Here is a 19,036-nt window from a genome sequence, read left to right as displayed (position 1 = left end):
GCCGCCCATGCCGAAATCGGTCATTCGCGAGTTCGACCGCTGTCGGGCAGCAATGCGCCCAACCTCGGTTGTTCTCACGGTTATTCGACTAACCTGAAAGCGGACGTAACTCGCATGCACGCGATTCACAGCATCGGAGGCGGCAGCCGCCTTGTTACGATAAAGCGGGAGAAGTGCTGCCAAATCCTCAACGTGGGAATGTTCCAGCGCATGAGGACTGTGGTAATCTGCGTCGGCGCGCTCCCTGTGTGGGCAACTCCCCACGCCGTCGTTTCGATCTCATCGGCCGCTCATCATCGTTGTGTACTGAGGGGACGCGGCATCTTCCAGCCATGCGCAACAAAAGTTCCGCAGTGCGTACCGAAGACAGCCCGAAGCGGCTGGCGCCTTCTGCTCGTTGCCGGCAATCCAGATAGCGCGCACCGCGGCGGTAGCCATGAGGTAGCAGTCCGCAGCTCAATCACTAGGATCTTGTCGTCCTCCAAACAATTCGCGAATGGTGAGATATGATAAACGTGAAATCCCACACAACCCGGCGCGGGCGGCCAAGCCTTGCGCGAATGGCCGCGATCGAACGTGAAATTCTCTCGACCGCGGGGGATCTGTTCCTGCTCGAAGGCTTCGATGTTATTTCAATGGAGAAGATCGCTAGAGCAGCCGCCGTGTCGAAGACCACGCTTTACGATCGCTTCCCCTCAAAAGAGGCACTGCTCAATGCGGTCATCCGCGATCGAATATCGCGGTGGTCCCAGATTGCTGGCGAATATGATCACCTGATGCCGCGCGAGCTTGGAGCCAGGCTGCGCCATCACGCAACGACGATCGCACGAACCTCGAACCTGGCTGACGTGAAAGGCTTTCAGCGTCTGATCTTCGCCAACGCAGAGCGATTCCCTGATCTAGCCAAAATCATGTATGAGGCCGGCCACCTGTACATCGTCGATTTCATCTGTCGCGACATCGAAGCAGAAACTGCACGTGATGGACGGCTCGCCCGCGACCCTAAGGGTGCCGCCGCACACTTCGTAAGCGCCGTCACCGGGTGGATCATTCAGGAGGGACTGGCGGCCCCGCTGACGGACGAACAGATCGAGGCTGGCGCGTGTCGCTGCGCAGAGCTGTTCCTTGCTGCGAGAAGCGCCTGGTAGTACGGAGAGCTCGGGAAGCTCAACAAGATATCCCGCGCCACAAGCTTGTTTTGGATGCCCGCAGGTGTCTCGCTCTAGGCCCGCTGCCCAGGCAATCACACCAGCGATCATGGTCAAGTGAGCTGGCTCGGAATAGGCCTATGCTGGATGACCGAGCGCCGAGTACAAGGCGCGTCCTTTGCCAACACGATGCTGCCATACAACCGGGTGATCGGCTCCCATTCGCATGTCGCGTCCGCTGCCCAAGGCGAGCATCTTCGTCCGCGGTTTGTAGCTGCGCTCATCCAGCAGGGCCAGAACGTAGAGCGAAATATGGTCGGGCCCATGCCTCAATCCCCGCGTCGTCCCGCGAGCTTCGTGGTCACTAAGGACGTTGACACACCGCCTTGCGGTTGGCGGCCCAGGAGATCGCCGAATCCAGCATCTGCACGTGCTGAGGTTGAGTGTAGGACTCCGCACGGTGCCCCACGGACGAATAGAACGTGCGGCCGCGGCCGACGCACTTCGACCAGGCAAGGGGGTGGTCCTCGCCCATGCGCAGGTCTGCCTTGGCGATCCCTTCGGGCTTGTAGGTGGACTCGTCGATGGTCAGAACGATGTTGGCGCCGATCTTGCGTGGGCTGTCCCGGAAGGAATACCATTCATCGTTCATATTCCACTCTGCGGGCAGCCCGGCAGCCGCGGGGTGGCGCGGATCGGCGACAACCAGTCGCGCATCCTGGAACTGCGGGGTCGCGGGGTGCCCGGTGAAATAGGCACCGATCAGTTCGTCAGCGTACCACTTCCAGAAATAGGTGCTGTCGCCCCCCGAGCCGTGCAGGGCCACGAACCCGCCGCCACCATTGACGTACTGCTCGAGCGCACGGCGCTGGGACAAAGTGAGCACGTCGCCGCTTACGTTGTTCCAAACGATGGCGTCGAACTTGCGCAGCGTAGCCGGGTTGATGGCCCCGCCCTTGTCGGTGAAGGCGACCGACCAGCCCTTGCGATCGGCCATGTCCTGCAGCGCCTTGCGCGCGGCCGGGATCGCTTCCTTGTGATAGAAGCCGTTGACCTTGTCGAACACAAGGATGTTCTTCTTGCCCTTGGCAAAGGGCAGCGCCGGGCGTTCATTGTCGTAGCGGGCGCAGCGCGCAACCTTGTCGGCGGCGGTTACGGGCACCAGGCGTAGCCGCCGGTCGATCTCGGCCACCTGCTCGGGCTTGAAGCGAATGAGACTGGCGGTCGCGTTCAGGTCCATGATCGCCGCGAACGTTGGCGTACGGGTGCCCATGAAATCCGCGGGCAGTTTGGAGATTCGCCCCGGCACGACGGCATTCACCACGGCTTTCGCCTGCTCGCTGAGCAGTATGTCGATCATCGGCGAAGCCGCCGAGAAGGGCATATCCTTCATCGGGCAGTCGGTCACCGGCTTCGGAGTCTGAGCGGCGACCGGCGCCGCTAACAGGCCAAGCGTCGCGGCGAGGAGTTTCGAAGTCATTTTCATTGCGCTGTCTTTCTGATTAAACCCTGCGGCCAGCCTAGAGCTTGCCTTCCTTGAGAAACTGCACGGCATGGTCAGCCGCGCGCGCAGAGAGCGCCATGTAGGTCAGGGAAGGGTTCTGGCAGCCGCTGGATGCCATCGCTGAGCCGTCCGTGATGAACAGGTTGGGCACATCGTGCGCTTGGTTGTAGCGGTTGAGGACCGACATCTTCGGGTCCTTGCCCATGCACGCGGTGCCCATCTCGTGGATGCCCAGGCCCGGTGCACCGGGTTCATCCATGGTGGCAACCACATTTCCTCCCGCGGCCTTGATCATGGCGCTGGCGTCCGCCTGGATCTGCTTGGCCATCTTGCGCTCATTCTCGCGCAGCTCGCAATCGATGTGGACGATGGGAATGCCCCACTTGTCAGTCCGGGTCGGATGCAAGGTCACGCGATTGTCCGGATGAGGCAGCATCTCGCCAAAGCCGGCGATATACATCACCCAAGGCCCGAGCCGACGGGTGCGCTCTTTGAGCTTCGCACCGATCCCCGGGAAGGCCAGAGCCATTGTACGCCAGCCCATGCGCGAGACGCCGCCCTGATAGCCAAAGCCGCGAACGAAATCCTGTTCGCCCTCGGTCACGTTTCGATACCGCGGAATATATAATCCGGTCGGCCGGCGGCCGTGATAGGTGGTGCTTGGGCCCCGGGCCATCAATCCGGCTGTCGTCAGGCCGTACAGGTGATCCATGAGATTGCGGCCCACCTGGTCGGACGAGTTCGCCAGCCCACGCGGGTTGGCCTCACTCTTCGAATTGAGCAGGATCTGGGCAGTCGCGATCGCCGACGCACAGCCAAAGACCATCTTGGCCTCATAGGTTCGGCCCTGGCGCGTGTTGCTGTCGATGACGCGGACGCCGCTGACCCGCCCGGTCTTCGGATCATGGATGATGCTGTGGACGATGGCGTCCGTCACAATCGTCAGGTTGCCTGTCTTTTCGGCCGCCGGCAACGAAGCGCTCAAGCTGGAGAAATAGGCGCCGTAGCTGCACCCACGCTCGCAGATGGAGCGGTTCTGGCAACTCGTCCGCCCGAGTTCCTCATGATGGGGCTGAGCTTGCGAGAGGTTGGCAACGCGGCCCGAAATGACCTTGCGGCCCGGGAATTTACCCTCAACTGCCTTCTTGAACTCTAACTCAGCATCGTTGAGCGCGAACTCGGGGAGGAACTGACCATCCGGAAGCTGAGCCAAGCCCTCGTTCGATCCGGCAACGCCGATGAACTTCTCGATATGATCGTACCACGGCGCGATATCGCTATAGCGGATCGGCCAATCCGAACCATGGCCGTCCTTCGCGTTGGCCGCAAAGTCCATCTCGCTCAGACGGTAGCTCTGACGGCCCCACATGATCGATCGGCCGCCAAGATGATAACCGCGGATCCAGCTGAACGGCTTCCCCTCGGGCGTGCTGTAGGGGTGTTCGCTGTCCTTCACCCAATACTGCTTGGTCGCAGCGCTCATCGCATAACATTTCCCCTGGATGGGATAATCGCGCTCCAATTCTTCTTCGGGCACGAGATTGGCGTTGCCGATATCCCACGGCTGCATCCAGTCCGTGTAGGACGCGCCGTGCTCCAGCTTGCGACCGCGCTCAAGTACCAGGGTCTTCAGCCCGCGCTCGCACAGTTCTTTGGCGGCAATTCCGCCGCTCATTCCCGAGCCGATGACGATTGCATCAAACATCTTGCGCTCTCCGAATTAGAACTGGCCAACGCCGCCGGTGGCGCGCGTTTTGGGCGTTACAGGAACCGAAGGCTGCCAAGTGCCTGGGTTGTGTTCGTAAGCCAGCTCCTGGGTGAGGGCGGACTCGGAATAGTAGTACAGGGTCACGATCAGTTCTTTGAGCTTCTGGTAGCCAGGATCGGCAACCGCGGCAGTCGCGATCACGACCGCGCTCTCACCACTCTTTTCGGCCTTGCCGGGAACGGAATCCTGCACCGGGGTCTGCGCCGGCGCCTGCTTGGGACGACCATAGTTGGGATCCACCACCGTCGCTGGCGGAGAGGAAAGGACAGATTCTGCAGGGCGCTTGATGGGCTTGAGCGCGGCAATGTCATGCGCAATCAAGAATGTTTCACGGGTTTGCGGATCGAGCGCGGCGAAGCTTTTGCCATGTTGCTGGCGCGCCAGGGTATCGATCTTGTCGAGAGCCCCGATCAGCGCATCGCGCTGGCTCGGACCAGCCCAGTCGCGGAGCATGCCGTCGAGCAGCTTGGGTACACCGACCTCACTCGCGCCCGGCGTATCGGTGCGAGGAACGATGGTGTCGGCTACCGCGCTGAGCAAGGCGAGACGCGGTGCCGACAAGAAAGGCTTGGCCGGCTTGCCTTGGGCGGCGAGAAGCCCTTCGATCGGGACCGCCGTGGTGCCGAGCAGGAGCAAGGCTCGGCCGAGCAGAGCCCGGCGGTCGAGAGCGAACGTGTCTGTTTTCATTGGAGCGAATTCCTTCAAGCTCGGTCCCAGCATTGCCGGATATAGCGATAGCCGTTCTCGTAGACGTCCTGCGGATCAGCAAAGAAATCGCGCCAGACGCGCGTTGCGGCAGCCAGTTCCGGCAGTGCCTTCCCAAAGGCCTCGATCGTCAGCCAGCCCTCATAGCCCCTACCTTTCAGCGCAGCGATCGTCTCGGCTATGGCCGCATGGCCCCTGCCCGGCGTGCCGCGATCGTTCTCGCTGATGTGGACGTGGTTGACGTCGCCGCGATCGTAAGCCCGAAGCAGCACAGCGACCGGGTCTTTCTCTTCAATGTTCGCATGGAATGTGTCGTAGAGAATGCCGAAGCCATCTTCGCCCAGGCGCCTCAGATAGGAACTCGATTGCTCGCACGTGTTGAGAAGGTGGCATTCGAAGCGGTTTAGCGGCTCCAAAGCGCAGATCAGGCCCGCGTCCCGCGCCGGCTGAGCCACCCGGCGGTGGACCTCGGCACAGCGCTCAAGCTCCTGCTCCGTCGGTCCCTGACCGGTGAAGTCGCCAAGCGCCTGGAACCATGGGCCGGCGAGAACCTCGGCCCCAAGCTCATTGCAGCATTCGATGACCCTCAGCAGGTAGTCGCTGGCAGCGCGCCGCGCGGTTGCATCATCCGCGATCGGCGAATGCGCGGGGTCGGGGATCACCGTTACGGCCGTGCGCTTGAGACCCAGATCGTCGAGGTGCTGCGCAAGGGCCCGGTAGTGGCCCGGATCCGAAGGGTCGAACACCGGCACCTCGACCCCGTCGAATCCGGTTGCCTTGAGCGCTTGCAGCACCGGAGCCTGCGCATCGGTGACGTGCCCGGTCCAGAGCAGCAGATTTATCCCGATTTTCATACGGCCGGCATCTGTGCTGGCGTGACCGCGCTGGCGCGCTTGCGGCGCTCCAGCATCCAGACCACGGCGAATATGAAGAACAGGACCACTGGGATGACGGCGATCGCCTTGAACGAGGTTTCCGCCGCGTAGGCCATGACTTGCCCATATTCCGCCGAGCCGGGCTGGAGGGCGGCGAAAGCGTCAGCGCCGCCAGCCTTGGCGAGTTTCGCGTCGTCGTAGATCACCCCGAGCCTGGGGAGGACGAAGTAGATCGCCATCGCACCCGCAAACCCGATCAGTCCGATTCCCCATGGTCCACTGCGGAAGTAACGACGAGATACCGCCGCCATCATCGTCGGCCACATGAAGCAGACGCCGATCGCCCACAGCGTTGCCGCAAGGACGGCCGTGAACGGCGAATCGGCAGTGCTGAGCAGATAGAGGCCAAGCGCGGCGGGAACCGTTGAGATGAGCAGGAGACCCATGTCGGAGAAAATCCGGTCAAGTGGGCCGGCGAAGTGGCGCATGACGAACATGATCGCCGAAACGTACACCAGCACCAGGATGCCGGGCATCTTCACCGTCTGCGTCAGCGCCACGTCCACCCACGCCCCCGGCGCCAGTTCCGCCGAGGCGGTCAGGAACATGATCGCGAAGAAGACCCAGAATGTGGGCCGGCGGAACGGTTCGGCCAACATCTCGCCGAACCTGACTCCCTGAGCGGTGCTCTCGGTCTGCGGGAAGTGGTGCCGTGCGGCCCAAAGACCCAACACCGCACCCGGCACGATCGGCAAGGCGATCAGAGCCTGCCACGGCAGGTCGAGCATCTGGAAGAACAGCACGCTCAGAAGTCCGCCAAGAACGATACCGGCAGGCCACCATGCATGTAGGTGATTCAGCTTCCCGGTCTTGTCGTCTGAGAAGAGTGTCGCAGTGACGGGGTTGATAGTCGCCTCGCTCGCGCCCCATCCAAAGCCCCAGATCACCATGGCCAGGTTCAGCATGAGGTACAGGGAGCCGCCGAAGAACGGCGATGCGAGCACCAGCAGGGGTCCGACGATGAAGCAGGCGGACGCGAACAAGATCATCCGCTTGGCCCCGATCCGATCAAGCAGCGGGCTCACGACCAGCAGGCTCAGCGCGAAGCCGAGAAAGGAACTGCCGAGCACAGTGCCGATCATCTCGCCCGAATGGTGGGCATCGATGGGATCGAGCAGCGCCGTCTTCAGCGCACCGGCGGCGCCCGCGCGGATGGAATTCGACATTGCCGCGACGAACAGCGCAAGCACGCAGATCCAGAACAGCGCGCGGCGGTTGTAAAGCCGTTCTTCCATGATCATCCCCCTAACGTGACCTGGTGCTTTTGCGTAAGACCCAGCACATCGTTGAGCAGCGCCGGATCGCTGGCGCCGCCGGCAAAGTCGTCGAACGCCTTGTCAGCCTTGCGGATCATGTGGCGCGCAATGAACGGCGCGCCCTCGGCGGCGCCCTGCTCGGGATGCTTGAAGGCGCACTCCCACTCGAGCACGGCCCAGCCCTGATAACCGTAATGCGTCAGCTTGGTGAAAATGCCGGTAAAGTCGACCTGACCATCGCCCAGTGAGCGGAAGCGACCGGGCCGTTCGGCCCATGGTGAATAAGAGCCATAGACCCCTGCGCGGCCGCTGGGGCGAAACTCCGCATCCTTGACGTGGAATGCCTTGATCCGCTCATGATAGATGTCGATGAACGCCAGATAATCGAGGTGCTGCAGCACGAAGTGGCTGGGATCGTAGAGAATGTTAACTCGGGAATGGTTGTCCAGCTCAGCCAAGAACCGCTCGAACGTCACGCCGTCATGCAGATCTTCACCTGGATGCAACTCAAAGCAGACATTCACGCCATTGTCTTCGAAAGTGTCGAGTATTGGCCGCCAACGCCGGGCTAGTTCTGCGAAACCCTGCTCGACGAGACCCGCAGGCCGTTGCGGCCAGGGATAGACCGTGTGCCACATCAGCGCGCCCGAGAATGTCGCGTGGGCGGTGCAGCCGAAACGTTGGCTGGCCTTGGCAGCGAGCTTGACCTGATCGACCGCCCACTCGGTGCGTGCCGTAGGATTGCCGTGGAGGTACGCCGGTGCAAAACCGTCGAACAGCCGATCATAGGCCGGATGGGTGGCGACAAGCTGGCCTTGAAGGTGCGTTGACAGTTCGGTGACCTCGACGCCGTTGTTGGCGCAGATGCCCTTGACCTCGTCCACGTAATCCTGGCTTTCCGCTGCCCTGCGAAGGTCGAACAGGCCGGTTTCCCACGTGGGTATCTGCACGCCCTTATAACCAAGATCGCCCATATAGCGGGTGATGGAATCGAGAGTGTTAAATGGCGCCTCGCTACCCGCGAACTGCGCGAGGAAAATTGCAGGACCTTTCATGGCATGTCCTCTCAAAGGTCGGTCCAGACCGCGCCGGCGCGGCTGGATTGCAAGCTGGCACGGATGAAGTTCATTCCCGACAGAGCGTCGGCGATCGTCGCGAACCCCGGCTCGTCCAAAGCATCTTCCGTCCCGCGAATTGCGCGTCCGAATGCGGAATAGATGTTGGCGAAAGCTTCCAAATAGCCCTCCGGGTGCCCGGCAGGCGTGCGCTGGATGGCAAGGACATCGGGAGCGAGATAGGCTCTGTTGGCACCGGCGTGCCAAATCTCCGTCGGCCGGTCGCGATATCCGATGCGCAATGTGTTCGGCTCTTCCTGGCGCCAGTGGAGGCCGGCGTCGTCGCAGTAGACATCGATCGTCAGGTCATTGATGTCGCCCACGCAAACCTGGCTGGCCATGAGCGTCCCGCGCCCTCCTCCGGAGAGCCGGAACAGGGCGGCGCCATCATCATCGATCCGGCGGCCAGGAAGCATCGAGAGATCCGCACAGATTGCGGATAGCCGCTCTCCGGTGATGAATTCGACCAAGTTCGCCGCGTGGGTGCCGATGTCGCCGAACGCACCCGCTTCTCCGGAGCGCGTCGGGTCGACCCGCCACTCGGCCTGCTTGTTCTCGATCAGGTCCTCAGGGCGCGACAGCCAGTCCTGCATGTAGCGCACCGCAACGCGGCGGACCTTGCCAAACTTGCCGGAAGTAACGAGCCGCCGGGCCTGCTTAACCAACGGATAGCCGGTGTAGGTATGGGTCACGGCGATGCGGCGGCCGGTTTGCTCGGCGGCATCGGCAATCGCCTGCGCCGCCTCCGGGGTATCGGCCAGCGGCTTTTCGATGATGACGTCGAAGCCCGCCTCAAGTGCAGCAATCGCTGGCGCTGCATGCATATGGTTCGGGGTGACGATCGCCACAGCTTCGATCCGCTCCATCGCAGGAAGAGCGGCTTCGGCGGCAAGCATCTCCCGCCACGAGCCGTAGGTGCGAGCGGGGTCGATGCCCAGTTCCAGCCCCGAAGCGCGAGAGACATCGGGTGTCGAGGAAAAGGCACCCGCGACGAGCTGCCAGTTGCCGGCGATAGCCGCGGCAGTGCGATGGACGCCGCCGATAAATGCGCCCTTGCCGCCACCGATCATGCCGTAACGCACTCGTTCCATCAGGCTCCTCCTCGGGTGGGCAGGATGGCGCGCACAACGCGCGATCCTCCCGCTCTTCCCGTTTGCTGCATATCACCGACGCAGCAGCCCTTCAAACAAAATGGACGGACAAGTCCTATTTTCTTTGAAGGGCTCAGGCAGATGCGCTAGGTCATCAAAATTGAAGCGAAAAAATGCTGTGGGCAAAGCGCGCTTGCACCACTCCGGGAATGCCACGATCATGGGAGAACGTATGATGAAAATGGTTATCAGCGCCGTTGTCGGCTTGGGCTTGTTTGCGACGGCGGCAGAGGCCAAGGAGCATCAGGTCAAGATGCTCAACAAGGGCACCGAAGGCATGATGGTATTTGAGCCGGCCTACCTCAATGTTGCGCCTGGCGACACGGTCAAGTTCGTTGCGACCAACAAGGGCCACAATGCTGAGAGCATTGCCGGGATGATCCCGCAAGGTGCAGCCCCGTTCAAGGGCAAGATCGACCAGGAGATCGTGGTGAGGTTCAGCAAGCCCGGGCTTTATGGCTACAAGTGCTTGCCGCATCTCGGCATGGGCATGGTCGGAATTGTTCAGGTTGGATCTGCCGCAAATAAGGCGCAAGTTCAGGCTGCTGCGGCTAAGCTGCCTGGGATGGGCAAGACCCGGATGCTCCAATACTTAGGACGTGGACGGTGACTTGGAGCGGGCCACGAGGAAACTGACGGTGCGATTATTGCGAGTTATTTGAGCACTGGTAGAGCAACTGCACCGCCGCGTGGGCGCGAAGGTGGGGCACGGGTTGAGGAGCACCTTCCCGCCTCCTCGTGAGCCGGCAAATCCCTTCTATATTTCCTCGTGCCGGGCTTGGTGCTCCGCGGTGTTTTGGTCGCAGTTGCTGGCTACAGTTATCTTTTAACTGAGCGTCGCTGCCGCTGTTCAGGTAATAGCTGCTTTCAGCAAACTGCTCGCGCGGCAGCTATTCGCTGCTCGAAGCTCCGAAACTGCAGCCCGTAAAGGCTCAATTTGTGTCGTTCTGCGATGCCGGTCGTGCAGACGCCGGATGTCAGCTCATGACTATACCTGCCGTTCGACCTGGCGCCGGGGAACGGCAGAAATTTCCCAAAGGCCGCCTACGACCCTAGTGGGTCATTTAGCCGACCTTGTATCGTGCTCCAAACCGGAAACTGACGGAAAACACCGGTTTTTCGTACATGCAGCATTCTTAAAGGAAATGCCGATAATGCACCGACAGCATGTTTGCAGGTAAATCAGGGCAAAAAATTGGAGCTGCACTGTAATGATACGGCGCATAGTACTGATTGCAGACGATCGGGCAGCCAGATCGCTACCACTTCGCAATATTATAGCTGCGTTTATCGCGTTGCTTACTGCTGCATGTTCATCGGAATGTGACCCTAAGCTAACCGGCGCAGATGTAGAAAAACTAGCTACCGAAATGCAAATTACTGTCGGCGACACGCCATTGGTTTTTCCACGCGCAGCCATGCTTCACCGCGAAGGTGAACCAATAGCCCTCAAAAGCAAGCTGACTTACGTTGAGCTATTTGTCCGCCGTATGGCTGGAGTGACTCGGAACCAGAAATGCGCAAGATTTGCCCCTTACTGAAGCGCCAGTGGGTTGCGTCGGTGTGCGACGATCCGTGGGCACCGTTGAAGCAGGCTATGCCCGAAAATATCTTCGCATTGCTCCATCCCGATCACATTTCGATATTTGACCATCATTCGACGGTGGGGGGTGAGCGGCGCAGTGACCAACTCCGTGCAATGCATCTGACGATTGGCCAGACACAAACGGTATGCGATAAGGTTAAGCGCTCTACCACGCTTTTTTGTACAGCGGCGCAAATGCTGTCACCACGTCTAATCGCCGTATGGACCGTACGGGATGGGCCGCAAGAAAAGCATCGCGCGATGGCTGAGCGCGAGGGGCAGGCAATCAGCGCCTTCATTCGGAACGCAATCGCACCACAGGAAAATTACGCATCCTTGATGGAAGAGATTTGTAGGCTGCGGCGACCGGGGTCGCAAAATGGCCCTTCGGGTGTTGATCCCTGCGCTTCTCCCAATTGAGAGCTACGGCATCACCTGTGACGAAAATCACATGAATCCTGAGCAGCCGTGACGCAATCCAGCGGAAATCTGACGTGCTTGCATTGCTCTGTTGTGTTGGAACCCCAACTATACGAGAATCACTGCACTATTGAAGCCGTCCGGCTGCTTTCAGTCAAGGCAAATTAGCCTCGGAAACGGCCTCCCTGACCGTCCGCCAATGAGCGGCCGCCTAGCGGACATTCGGCAGCTGAGGCGGTAAACAGCCGTTAAGGGCAGTCCGCTGTCCGTGCAGCTGACGATCTTCGCCGGCAGCTGCGACTGTTCCGCCGGGCGGCTACCTGCGCCGCCTGTCCGCTTGCGCTATCGCTTTCTCCAATAGCGGGCGCATGACGGCATAGCCATGGCGATTTGGATGTAGCCCGTCGTTGGCGAGGCCTCCACGCAGCCCCCCGGCGCCATCAGCCATCGGTGTATGATAATCCACGAATGTCACGGCTTGCTCGGTCGCCAGCTGACGAAGCAGGCTGTTCACGCGTGCGATACGGTCGGCCGGGTTGAGGCCAGGGCGCATAACAAAGCCACTGGACGGTGTGATGCTGCCCAACACCACCTTTATTTGGTTTGCTTTGGCAAGCACGATCATCGCACGGATGTTGTCCACGATCGCTTCGTCACTAATCGGCCCGGTGTTGCCAGATATGTCGTTAGTGCCGGCCATGATGTGGACGATGCGCGGCCCTAATCTGATCACATCCGGATACATCCGCAGCAACATTTGCGGCGTGGTCTGGCCGCTGATACCGCGATCGACCTTCGCGGCCCTGAACAGGCCAGGGTCGGCGGGCTTCCAATATTCGGTTATGGAATCCCCCATGAAGACGATGTGCGGCTTCTGATGGGTTGCGAGCAGCTCGGCATTCTCTTCGGCATAGTGGCACAGGTCCGCCCAATCTTGAGCCCTACGCTTCTCCGCGTCCGCCATGATCGCGCCAACCTCTTGGAGCATGTTCGGCGATAGCTGATCGATACTGAACGCCTCGCCCGGCGTTAAAAGCAGCTCGACCACGGAAGCGAAAACCGCTGATACTGGCCTAGGCGTACAGATCGGCTCACTTACTCCACCCGCCTGCTGGGAAATGGCTGGCAACGGTGCAATTATGGTCATTGCGCCGAACAGTGCCAACTTCAGCATGCGGCTCTTAAGGATGTTCGATCCGCGCATTAGTCTCTCCAGACAATTTCCTACCTGACGTCTAGGGCAGCTTTCGGCGGACTGCAATTTTTGCGTTCACGTGGCATTCGATGGTCCGGGTCCAGATAGCCTTGCACCCTTACTAGGAACGCGCTCGGCTAAATAAACCCAAGCGAATTCCGTAACTTCATAGAGATCGTCGTTGACCCTGACCTCCAGTTCATTGCGTTAGGCATCGGTGGGATCGTACATCGAGTTAACTTATCCTAGCCGCGAGATATCCGTTATCGGAGGCCGTCCACCACTCTCACTACGTCCGACTGGTCGACGGCTGGCCGGCAGCTTTTGCCCTTGGCGGTTGGAAACCGAAGCTGACTGAATGACCGGTTCCGGGAAGCTGAATTCTAGCGTGCAACGGCGACGAGTGGCGCAAAGCTGTCGTTTAGTGAGTTCTGGCTCCCCCACAACGGCGAGGAGCCAGCCGATTTTAAGTTTCGGTGCCTTCTGCCAAGGTTAAAGCATCCTCCACATCGACCCCCAGATATCGGACCGTACTTTCGATCTTCGTGTGCCCGAGCAGGATCTGGATGGCACGAAGATTTCCGGTCGCCTTGTAGATGATCGACGCCTTCGTTCTCCTCAGCGAATGGGTGCCGTAATCTTCGCTGGGCAAGCCAATTCCCGTGACCCATTCGTCAACCAGGCGTGCATATTGTCGGGTGCCATGTGGCCGAATGGTCGGTGCGGCTCGGAAATGCATAATCCTCCAGAGAGCCGCCGCGCAGTTCAAGCCATTTGAGCAGGCTGGCGCGAGCGTCGTCCATTAGCTCAAACTGGACCGGCCGGCCGGTCTTTTGCTGTACAACTGTGGCCCTAGTCCGAATTTTCCGATCGCAGACGATATCGCTGATCCTGATCTTGACCAAATCACATCCGCGCAGCTTGCTATCAATGGCAAGGTCAAAGAGGGCACGGTCCCGGGCCCGCCCGTAACGGTCGAGAAAAAAGCGGATCGCCCAGATCTGACGGGGTTTGAGCGCTCGCTTGCACCAACCTTGCGCCCGGCGTTCCACCATGCCCGCTCGCGAGCGGCGGGATCGAACTCTGATGATCCCATGACACATCTCCTGTGGCCATGATGGCCGCATGAAGAACGCTCCAGAGAAGTCCCGACCCAGCCCAGCCGCTCAACGCCTCTTTTTCGGTACCAAGCAGCGGACGTTCCGCTTTTTTTGGCAGCTGTCGACAGAATACCCCCGTTCAAGGGTAAGGGCGCAAACGGCTGCTTTGCTTACCTCCGTTCGCCACCCACGCAATCATTATTCGCCGACCTGCGTCATTCAGGGGCCGGTACATAGAACGGACTCAGATATACGTTTAGCAGCGCGGACGTCACCAGGTCGTGGCCGGTCTGCTCCGCGGCCCTTCGGAAATACCCTTACGCCGGGGTCAGCGTCAGGATCCGGTCGCCCGGCGCACACATGTACTCGGCGAGTGCGTAGAGCGCGGGAATGACCCCTAATGCGGTTTGCAACGCCTCGCGATCAAAGCGCCAGCCGTAGCGATCGATACACCAGGCGTGGAAGGCGTCGTACATCTCGTCGCCCATGTTCATCGTATAGCCGAAGATCGGATGCGCGATCCGGTCGGCCATGACGTCAAGCGCGGCGGGGGGCGCGGCGAACTGCATGTCCGCGACCCACAGCTGGATCAGGTCAGAGCGCGGCATGGGCAGCGTGACGCCGACATCCGGGCCGAACAGGTAATTCTCGAACCCGTCCGCGGCGACCGCGTTGGTTGCGGTGCGTGGGACGACGCGGTCAAAATCGAAGGTCATGCAACCTCGCTTGGACGGAGTAGGGCGGCGGGGCGATCACCCCGCCACCCGGAGTCATGCGGTTTCCAGCGCTTCGTTCGCGGGATCGTAGACCGGATAGTCGGTATAACCCTTCGCCCCGATCACACCGTAGAAGGTGCTTTGATCGGCGGTCGCGAGCGGCCAGCCGTTGCGCATCCGTTCGACCAGATCGGGGTTAGCAATATAGGCGCTGCCAAACGCGATCAGGTCGAGGTCGCCCTTGGCGAGTTCCGCCTCGGCCAGTTTCTGCGTAAACCCGCCCGCACCGATCAGCGTGCCACGATAGGCCTTGCGGAAATCCGCGCCGAAATTCGCGGGCACTTCGGCCGCGGTGATCGTCGGCTGATAGTTGAGATGGACATAGGCCAGTTCGCGCGCATCGAGCGCGGTCGCGACCTGCATCCAGGTCTCCGTCTCGCCGTCGAAGGGCTTGAGGTCGTAAAGCCGACCAAAGGGCGAGAGCCGCACGCCGACCCGGTGGCCGCCGATCGCGTCTGCCAGCGCATCGACCGTTTCCAGCAGGAAGCGCATCCGGTTCTCGATCGAGCCGCCATAGCAGTCGGTGCGGGCGTTCAACTCACTGCTGAGAAACTGATCGAACAGAAAGGCGTTGGCGCCCATCACCTCGATCCCGTCGAACCCGGCGTCAATCGCGCGGCGAGCCGATGCAACGAAATCCCGCGTCACACGACGCACTTCGTCGGTCGTCAGCGCGCGCGGCACGCTGGGCGCGACCGGGCCGGGCTGGCCATTTTCGCCGATTGCATAGACGGTAGTGCCGGTCGCCGGCACCTCACCTGCCGATACAGGGGCGATATTTCCTGGCTGGATCGAGACATGCGACATGCGCCCGACGTGCCAGAGCTGCGCGAAAATTTTGCCGCCCTTGTCATGCACCGCCTTGGTGACGGCGCGCCAGCCCTCGGTCTGTTCGTCGGTATACAGGCCGGGGGTATAGAGGTAGCCGCGTCCTTCGTGGGAGATTGGCAAGCCCTCGGTGACGATGAGCCCCGCCGAGGCGCGCTGCGCATAATAAAGCGCAGTTAGCTCGCTGGGCACGTTCTCGGGCGTGCGGGTACGGGTCATCGGCGCCATGACGACGCGATTGGCAAGCGGGATGCCCGACAGGTCGTATGAAGTGAAAAGTTTGGTCATGATGGTCTTGTCCTGAGAGGGAGGGTATCCGGTCGGCGGGTTCAGGCCGCGACGGTTTCGAGCGTGGACACCATGCGTATGGGGCGTGCGAAGTTGGCGAGGTTGACCGACGTCTTCGTGACGACAGCGTGGAGTTCCTCCAACTTCTCACGCGGAGCGTCCGTCTTCAGACGGACGACGTAGCGGACTTCGTCATATCCCGGATTGATGTTGGCATCGATGCCAAGGAAGCCACGAAGGTCGAGTTCGCCGTCGGTTTCGATTTCAAGGTCGTGGACGGTGATGCCCATCGCCGCGGCGTTGACGACATAGCCGACGGTCAGACAGGCATTGAGCGCCGCCATCAGCAATTCCTGAGGATTGGGTGCGGAATTCCCGCCGAGCAGTTCGTTGGGCTCGTCGGCGACGATCTCGAAATCGCGGCTGTGTTCGACGCCGGCGAGCGAATAACGGCTTACCTTGGCGACGGATCGGGTCTGGCCGTCCCAGCGCGTCTTCACGTTGAAGCTGGCGTGGCGCTGGCCTTCATGCTCGGCAACGCCCTTGGCGAACTGCTGAAGAGCGGCCACGTCGATGCCATTGGGCTTGTGTTGCATGGGAATGATCCTTTGTTCTGTAATGTGAATAGGGGGAAGTGAGGGGAGTTCAGGCGTCGCAGCCATCGACGCTGCACACCGCGCCGTCGCCGACGGGGGGCTGTGCCGGTTTGTCGATCGCGGCATGCCGCAGCGCCTTCTCGAAGGCCGCCGCAGGCTGCGCGCCCGAGACGTAGAAGCGATCGTTGAACACGAAGAGCGGAACACCGTTGGAAACGGCATTCGCCTCTGCCTCGTCCCGCGCGATGCCCCCCGCGATCCGGGGAGAATCGAAGTCGACGACCAGATTGGTCGCCCCCGCCTCGGCGGCCAGCGCCAGCAGCATCTCGCGGTCGAAGATATCGAGGCCGTCCGTCGTCGCGGCGCGATACAGCCGTTCCGACACGCGTTCGCGCAGGCCGGTATCGGCGATGCTTTTCAACAGGGCATGCGCGTCACTGGTGTCGCCAAAGCGCATGGTCGGAAAGTTGTAGACCAGCCCTTCCTGCCGCCCGTTCTCGGCGACAGCGGTCATCATGCCGTCCGCAGCGACCGGGTTGCCGAACTTCGCGTGGACAGCGCGAATATAGTTGATTGGCGTCGTCCCCTTGGCGAGGCGATAGGCCTTGGTCGTCACGACCACCTCAACCTCGCCTTCCAGCGCGGCGACCGCATGGTCGAACCGACGCTTCGCGATCCAGCACCACGGACACACGAAGTCTGACCAAATCGTTACGTTGACAGTCTTCATGATATTCCTCTCCAACCCTTCTAGTTGGTAGCCGTATAAGCCAAATGTTCGGGCGATCAGCCCTGTTCGACGATCAGGCGGATGGTGGCCGGGTCGATGACATCGCCATCGCGCGTCGCCCAGTCGATGAAGCTGGCTCCTTCCAGGAGGCTGAGCAGAACGAAAGCCTTTTGCCGCGCGCCGCGCCCCACTGGGACCTCACCACCCTCGACACCCTGCTCGATGATCTTCGTCAACCAGCTAAGCTGGATGTCGAAGAAACGCCGGGTGATCGCCTGCAACCCGGCAGGCAGCGCCGCCATTTCAGCGGCCAGCGCACCGCACAGTGGCAGGTAACTCCCCTCCGTGCTGCCCCGGAACATCCGGAAGAATGCTTCGAGACGCGGCACCAGTCGGTCGTCTTGCGTTTCGATCCGGTCGAAATCGTCGCGGACCCGACCGATATAGGCCTCGACGATCGCCAGCCCCAGATCTTCCTTGGCGGGGAAATGGTGATGGATGCTGGGCTTGCTGATCCCGACCATCTTCGCCAGATCGGCGTAGCTGAACGCGGCATAGCCCTTCGTCCGCATCAGGCCTTCGGCGGTATGGATCAGTGCTTCGCGTGTTCCGGTTGCCATGGTTCGTATCCGTTGGATTGGGGGCCGCGTCCGCGACGGGATCAGGAGGTAACGTCAGAGTGCCTCATAGGCGTCCAGCGCGCGCGAGGAGTAGACATAGGCGGCACCGGCGTTGAGCGCGATCGCCGTGCCAAGGGCAGCGGCCACCTCTTCCTTGCTCGCGCCCGCTTTCCGGGCCGCACCGGCATGGGCGGCGATACAGCCGTCGCAGCGGGTGGTTACCGCGACCGCCAGCGAGATCAGTTCGTGCGTTTTCGCATCCAGCACGCCGGTTTCGCGGCTTGCCGTCTCCAGCTTGTGAAACGCGCTCGCCACCGGCGGGTTCGCCTTGGCAAAGACGCCGACCCGCTTGACGAGCGACGACAAGGTGTCAGGCCAGTTCATGTCCATGATGATGATCCTTTGGAAAATCGTATCAGTTGCCGCGTGCGGCCATGACACCGCCATCGACGTCCCACACCGCACCCGTCACCCACGACGCCTTGTCGGAGAGCAGGAAGGTGATGGTTTCAGCGACATCGCGCGGCAGACCGTTGCGGCCGAGCGGATGAAAATTGTGAAACCCGTCGAGCGCGCCGCTCAACTGATCCTGCGGGATGAAGCGTTCGAAGATCTTGGTCTCGACGATACCCGGGCTGACCGCGTTGACGCGCACCGCGTGCTTGGCCAGTTCGGCGGCGACATGCTTCGTCATCGCTTCCAGGCCGATCTTCGCCATCGAATAGGCGGAAGCCGGAACGGTCTCGACCGCTTGCCGCGCGGCGACTGCGGTCACGTTGACGATCGAACCCGGCTTGCCCGCCGCGACCAGTGCGCCAGCGACCTGCTGCGTGATGAAGAACAGCGCGCGGTTGAGGTCGAGAAAATTGTCGTAGTCCTCACGCCCGTGGTCGAGGAACGATTTGGGGTAATAGATACCTGCCGAGTTTACGAGAAGGTCGATGTCGCCATGATCCGCCGTCAGCGTTGCGATCAACGACTTGACCTCGTCGAAGTCGGTCAGATCCGCCGACAGCGCGAACGCCTTGTCCTCACCTGCGATTGCCGCAAGTTGCTGGCGCGCTGCGTCGGCCTTTTCCGCACGGTTGCCGACGACGACGACCGTGCCGCCCTGCTCGGCGACCATCTGCGCCACCTCGAACCCGATACCGCTCGTCCCGCCGACAACCAGCAGTTTGCGCCTCTCGAATTGACCCGTCTGCATTTCGATTCCTTTTTTTAAAAATGTCCTACTAGTTGGTAGGTAGCAGAGTCGATGCATGGTGTCAAGGGAAGCGATGCCAATCGAGGTGGAACCTCGCCCTGGTGGATTCTAG

19 protein-coding genes and 1 pseudogene are annotated in these 19,036 nt (G+C 61.0%); 3 read left to right on the top strand and 17 right to left on the bottom strand.

Features of this window, described 5'->3' with window-relative positions; translation table 11 throughout:
* Positions 1-560: 560 nt before the first annotated feature.
* Positions 561-1,148, top strand: a complete 588-nt coding sequence (locus NCHOL11_RS16535; RefSeq protein ID WP_176502344.1) for a TetR/AcrR family transcriptional regulator — start codon at positions 561-563, stop codon at positions 1,146-1,148.
* A gap of 138 nt (positions 1,149-1,286) precedes the next feature.
* On the opposite strand, the gene NCHOL11_RS18840 is transcribed toward NCHOL11_RS16535, so the two are convergent.
* Genes NCHOL11_RS18840 through NCHOL11_RS16500 form a run of 8 tightly spaced genes read right to left on the bottom strand, consistent with a single transcriptional unit; the run spans position 1,287 to position 9,522 of the window.
* The gene (locus NCHOL11_RS18840) at positions 1,287-1,607 is read right to left on the bottom strand and encodes a ThuA domain-containing protein (protein WP_369680254.1); all 321 of its coding nucleotides are present in this window, start codon (positions 1,605-1,607) and stop codon (positions 1,287-1,289) included.
* Positions 1,513-2,634, bottom strand: coding sequence for a ThuA domain-containing protein (locus tag NCHOL11_RS16530; protein ID WP_097093703.1), 1,122 nt, complete (start codon positions 2,632-2,634; stop codon positions 1,513-1,515). Before NCHOL11_RS16530 ends, NCHOL11_RS18840 begins: the two co-directional genes overlap by 95 nt.
* Positions 2,635-2,668: 34 nt before the next feature.
* A complete protein-coding gene (locus NCHOL11_RS16525; RefSeq protein WP_097093702.1) occupies positions 2,669-4,357 on the bottom strand; it encodes a GMC oxidoreductase in 1,689 nt (562 codons plus the stop codon).
* Between the two features lie 15 nt (positions 4,358-4,372).
* Complete coding sequence (locus NCHOL11_RS16520) at positions 4,373-5,107, bottom strand: gluconate 2-dehydrogenase subunit 3 family protein (protein WP_176502343.1); 735 nt, start codon at positions 5,105-5,107, stop codon at positions 4,373-4,375.
* Positions 5,108-5,121: 14 nt separating this feature from the next.
* Positions 5,122-5,979 carry a sugar phosphate isomerase/epimerase family protein gene (locus NCHOL11_RS16515; protein WP_097093700.1) on the bottom strand — a complete coding sequence of 286 codons (858 nt, stop codon included), beginning with the start codon at positions 5,977-5,979 and terminating at the stop codon, positions 5,122-5,124.
* Positions 5,976-7,295 carry an MFS transporter gene (locus tag NCHOL11_RS16510; protein ID WP_097093699.1) on the bottom strand — a complete coding sequence of 440 codons (1,320 nt, stop codon included), beginning with the start codon at positions 7,293-7,295 and terminating at the stop codon, positions 5,976-5,978. Before NCHOL11_RS16510 ends, NCHOL11_RS16515 begins: the two co-directional genes overlap by 4 nt.
* A gap of 2 nt (positions 7,296-7,297) precedes the next feature.
* Positions 7,298-8,371, bottom strand: coding sequence for a sugar phosphate isomerase/epimerase family protein (locus NCHOL11_RS16505; RefSeq protein WP_097093698.1), 1,074 nt, complete (start codon positions 8,369-8,371; stop codon positions 7,298-7,300).
* An 11-nt stretch (positions 8,372-8,382) separates the two neighbouring features.
* On the bottom strand, positions 8,383-9,522 hold the full coding sequence (locus tag NCHOL11_RS16500; protein ID WP_217991115.1) for a Gfo/Idh/MocA family protein: 1,140 nt from the start codon (positions 9,520-9,522) through the stop codon (positions 8,383-8,385).
* Between the two features lie 220 nt (positions 9,523-9,742).
* On the opposite strand from NCHOL11_RS16500, the gene NCHOL11_RS16495 reads away from it, so the two are divergent.
* Complete coding sequence (locus tag NCHOL11_RS16495; RefSeq protein WP_217991114.1) at positions 9,743-10,192, top strand: pseudoazurin; 450 nt, start codon at positions 9,743-9,745, stop codon at positions 10,190-10,192.
* 987 nt (positions 10,193-11,179) lie between these two features.
* Entirely contained in the window at positions 11,180-11,587 is a 408-nt protein-coding gene (locus tag NCHOL11_RS18450) for a hypothetical protein (RefSeq protein ID WP_141397902.1), read from the top strand.
* A 316-nt stretch (positions 11,588-11,903) separates the two neighbouring features.
* On the opposite strand, the gene NCHOL11_RS16490 is transcribed toward NCHOL11_RS18450, so the two are convergent.
* From NCHOL11_RS16490 to NCHOL11_RS16450, 9 genes and pseudogenes are all read right to left on the bottom strand, one after another.
* Positions 11,904-12,791, bottom strand: a complete 888-nt coding sequence (locus NCHOL11_RS16490; protein WP_097093696.1) for a GDSL-type esterase/lipase family protein — start codon at positions 12,789-12,791, stop codon at positions 11,904-11,906.
* A 457-nt stretch (positions 12,792-13,248) separates the two neighbouring features.
* Positions 13,249-13,878, bottom strand: a pseudogene (locus NCHOL11_RS16485) (tyrosine-type recombinase/integrase).
* Between the two features lie 321 nt (positions 13,879-14,199).
* Positions 14,200-14,598, bottom strand: a complete 399-nt coding sequence (locus tag NCHOL11_RS16480; protein ID WP_097093695.1) for a hypothetical protein — start codon at positions 14,596-14,598, stop codon at positions 14,200-14,202.
* Between the two features lie 54 nt (positions 14,599-14,652).
* Positions 14,653-15,774, bottom strand: a complete 1,122-nt coding sequence (locus NCHOL11_RS16475) for an alkene reductase (protein ID WP_176502342.1) — start codon at positions 15,772-15,774, stop codon at positions 14,653-14,655.
* Between the two features lie 41 nt (positions 15,775-15,815).
* Complete coding sequence (locus NCHOL11_RS16470) at positions 15,816-16,370, bottom strand: OsmC family protein (RefSeq protein ID WP_097093693.1); 555 nt, start codon at positions 16,368-16,370, stop codon at positions 15,816-15,818.
* Positions 16,371-16,419: 49 nt separating this feature from the next.
* Positions 16,420-17,100: a DsbA family oxidoreductase gene (locus NCHOL11_RS16465; RefSeq protein ID WP_097093789.1), complete on the bottom strand. Its 681-nt coding sequence runs from the start codon at positions 17,098-17,100 to the stop codon at positions 16,420-16,422.
* Positions 17,101-17,156: 56 nt separating this feature from the next.
* Positions 17,157-17,720 carry a TetR/AcrR family transcriptional regulator gene (locus NCHOL11_RS16460; protein WP_097093692.1) on the bottom strand — a complete coding sequence of 188 codons (564 nt, stop codon included), beginning with the start codon at positions 17,718-17,720 and terminating at the stop codon, positions 17,157-17,159.
* A gap of 54 nt (positions 17,721-17,774) precedes the next feature.
* On the bottom strand, positions 17,775-18,104 hold the full coding sequence (locus tag NCHOL11_RS16455; RefSeq protein WP_255254887.1) for a carboxymuconolactone decarboxylase family protein: 330 nt from the start codon (positions 18,102-18,104) through the stop codon (positions 17,775-17,777).
* Positions 18,105-18,135: 31 nt separating this feature from the next.
* Positions 18,136-18,924: an SDR family NAD(P)-dependent oxidoreductase gene (locus tag NCHOL11_RS16450; protein WP_097093690.1), complete on the bottom strand. Its 789-nt coding sequence runs from the start codon at positions 18,922-18,924 to the stop codon at positions 18,136-18,138.
* Between the last annotated feature and the right edge of the window lie 112 nt (positions 18,925-19,036).

The organism is Novosphingobium sp. Chol11 (assembly GCF_900218065.1).
GTDB lineage: Bacteria > Pseudomonadota > Alphaproteobacteria > Sphingomonadales > Sphingomonadaceae > Sphingobium > Sphingobium agri.
Note: the sequence above shows the minus strand (reverse complement) of the source record. Positions and strands in the feature narration are given on the sequence as shown.

Excerpts from the sequence above, each read along its gene's own strand:
- NCHOL11_RS16535 (WP_176502344.1), top strand. The coding sequence starts at position 561 with ATGGCCGCGATCGAACGTGAAATTCTCTCGACCGCGGGGGATCTGTTC.
- NCHOL11_RS16530 (WP_097093703.1), bottom strand. The coding sequence starts at position 2,634 with ATGAAAATGACTTCGAAACTCCTCGCCGCGACGCTTGGCCTGTTAGCG.
- NCHOL11_RS16525 (WP_097093702.1), bottom strand. The coding sequence starts at position 4,357 with ATGTTTGATGCAATCGTCATCGGCTCGGGAATGAGCGGCGGAATTGCC.
- NCHOL11_RS16520 (WP_176502343.1), bottom strand. The coding sequence starts at position 5,107 with ATGAAAACAGACACGTTCGCTCTCGACCGCCGGGCTCTGCTCGGCCGA.
- NCHOL11_RS16515 (WP_097093700.1), bottom strand. The coding sequence starts at position 5,979 with ATGAAAATCGGGATAAATCTGCTGCTCTGGACCGGGCACGTCACCGAT.
- NCHOL11_RS16510 (WP_097093699.1), bottom strand. The coding sequence starts at position 7,295 with ATGGAAGAACGGCTTTACAACCGCCGCGCGCTGTTCTGGATCTGCGTG.
- NCHOL11_RS16505 (WP_097093698.1), bottom strand. The coding sequence starts at position 8,371 with ATGAAAGGTCCTGCAATTTTCCTCGCGCAGTTCGCGGGTAGCGAGGCG.
- NCHOL11_RS16500 (WP_217991115.1), bottom strand. The coding sequence starts at position 9,522 with ATGGAACGAGTGCGTTACGGCATGATCGGTGGCGGCAAGGGCGCATTT.
- NCHOL11_RS16495 (WP_217991114.1), top strand. The coding sequence starts at position 9,743 with ATGGGAGAACGTATGATGAAAATGGTTATCAGCGCCGTTGTCGGCTTG.
- NCHOL11_RS18450 (WP_141397902.1), top strand. The coding sequence starts at position 11,180 with ATGCCCGAAAATATCTTCGCATTGCTCCATCCCGATCACATTTCGATA.
- NCHOL11_RS16490 (WP_097093696.1), bottom strand. The coding sequence starts at position 12,791 with ATGCGCGGATCGAACATCCTTAAGAGCCGCATGCTGAAGTTGGCACTG.
- NCHOL11_RS16480 (WP_097093695.1), bottom strand. The coding sequence starts at position 14,598 with ATGACCTTCGATTTTGACCGCGTCGTCCCACGCACCGCAACCAACGCG.
- NCHOL11_RS16475 (WP_176502342.1), bottom strand. The coding sequence starts at position 15,774 with ATGACCAAACTTTTCACTTCATACGACCTGTCGGGCATCCCGCTTGCC.
- NCHOL11_RS16470 (WP_097093693.1), bottom strand. The coding sequence starts at position 16,370 with ATGCAACACAAGCCCAATGGCATCGACGTGGCCGCTCTTCAGCAGTTC.
- NCHOL11_RS16465 (WP_097093789.1), bottom strand. The coding sequence starts at position 17,100 with ATGAAGACTGTCAACGTAACGATTTGGTCAGACTTCGTGTGTCCGTGG.
- NCHOL11_RS16460 (WP_097093692.1), bottom strand. The coding sequence starts at position 17,720 with ATGGCAACCGGAACACGCGAAGCACTGATCCATACCGCCGAAGGCCTG.
- NCHOL11_RS16455 (WP_255254887.1), bottom strand. The coding sequence starts at position 18,104 with ATGAACTGGCCTGACACCTTGTCGTCGCTCGTCAAGCGGGTCGGCGTC.
- NCHOL11_RS16450 (WP_097093690.1), bottom strand. The coding sequence starts at position 18,924 with ATGCAGACGGGTCAATTCGAGAGGCGCAAACTGCTGGTTGTCGGCGGG.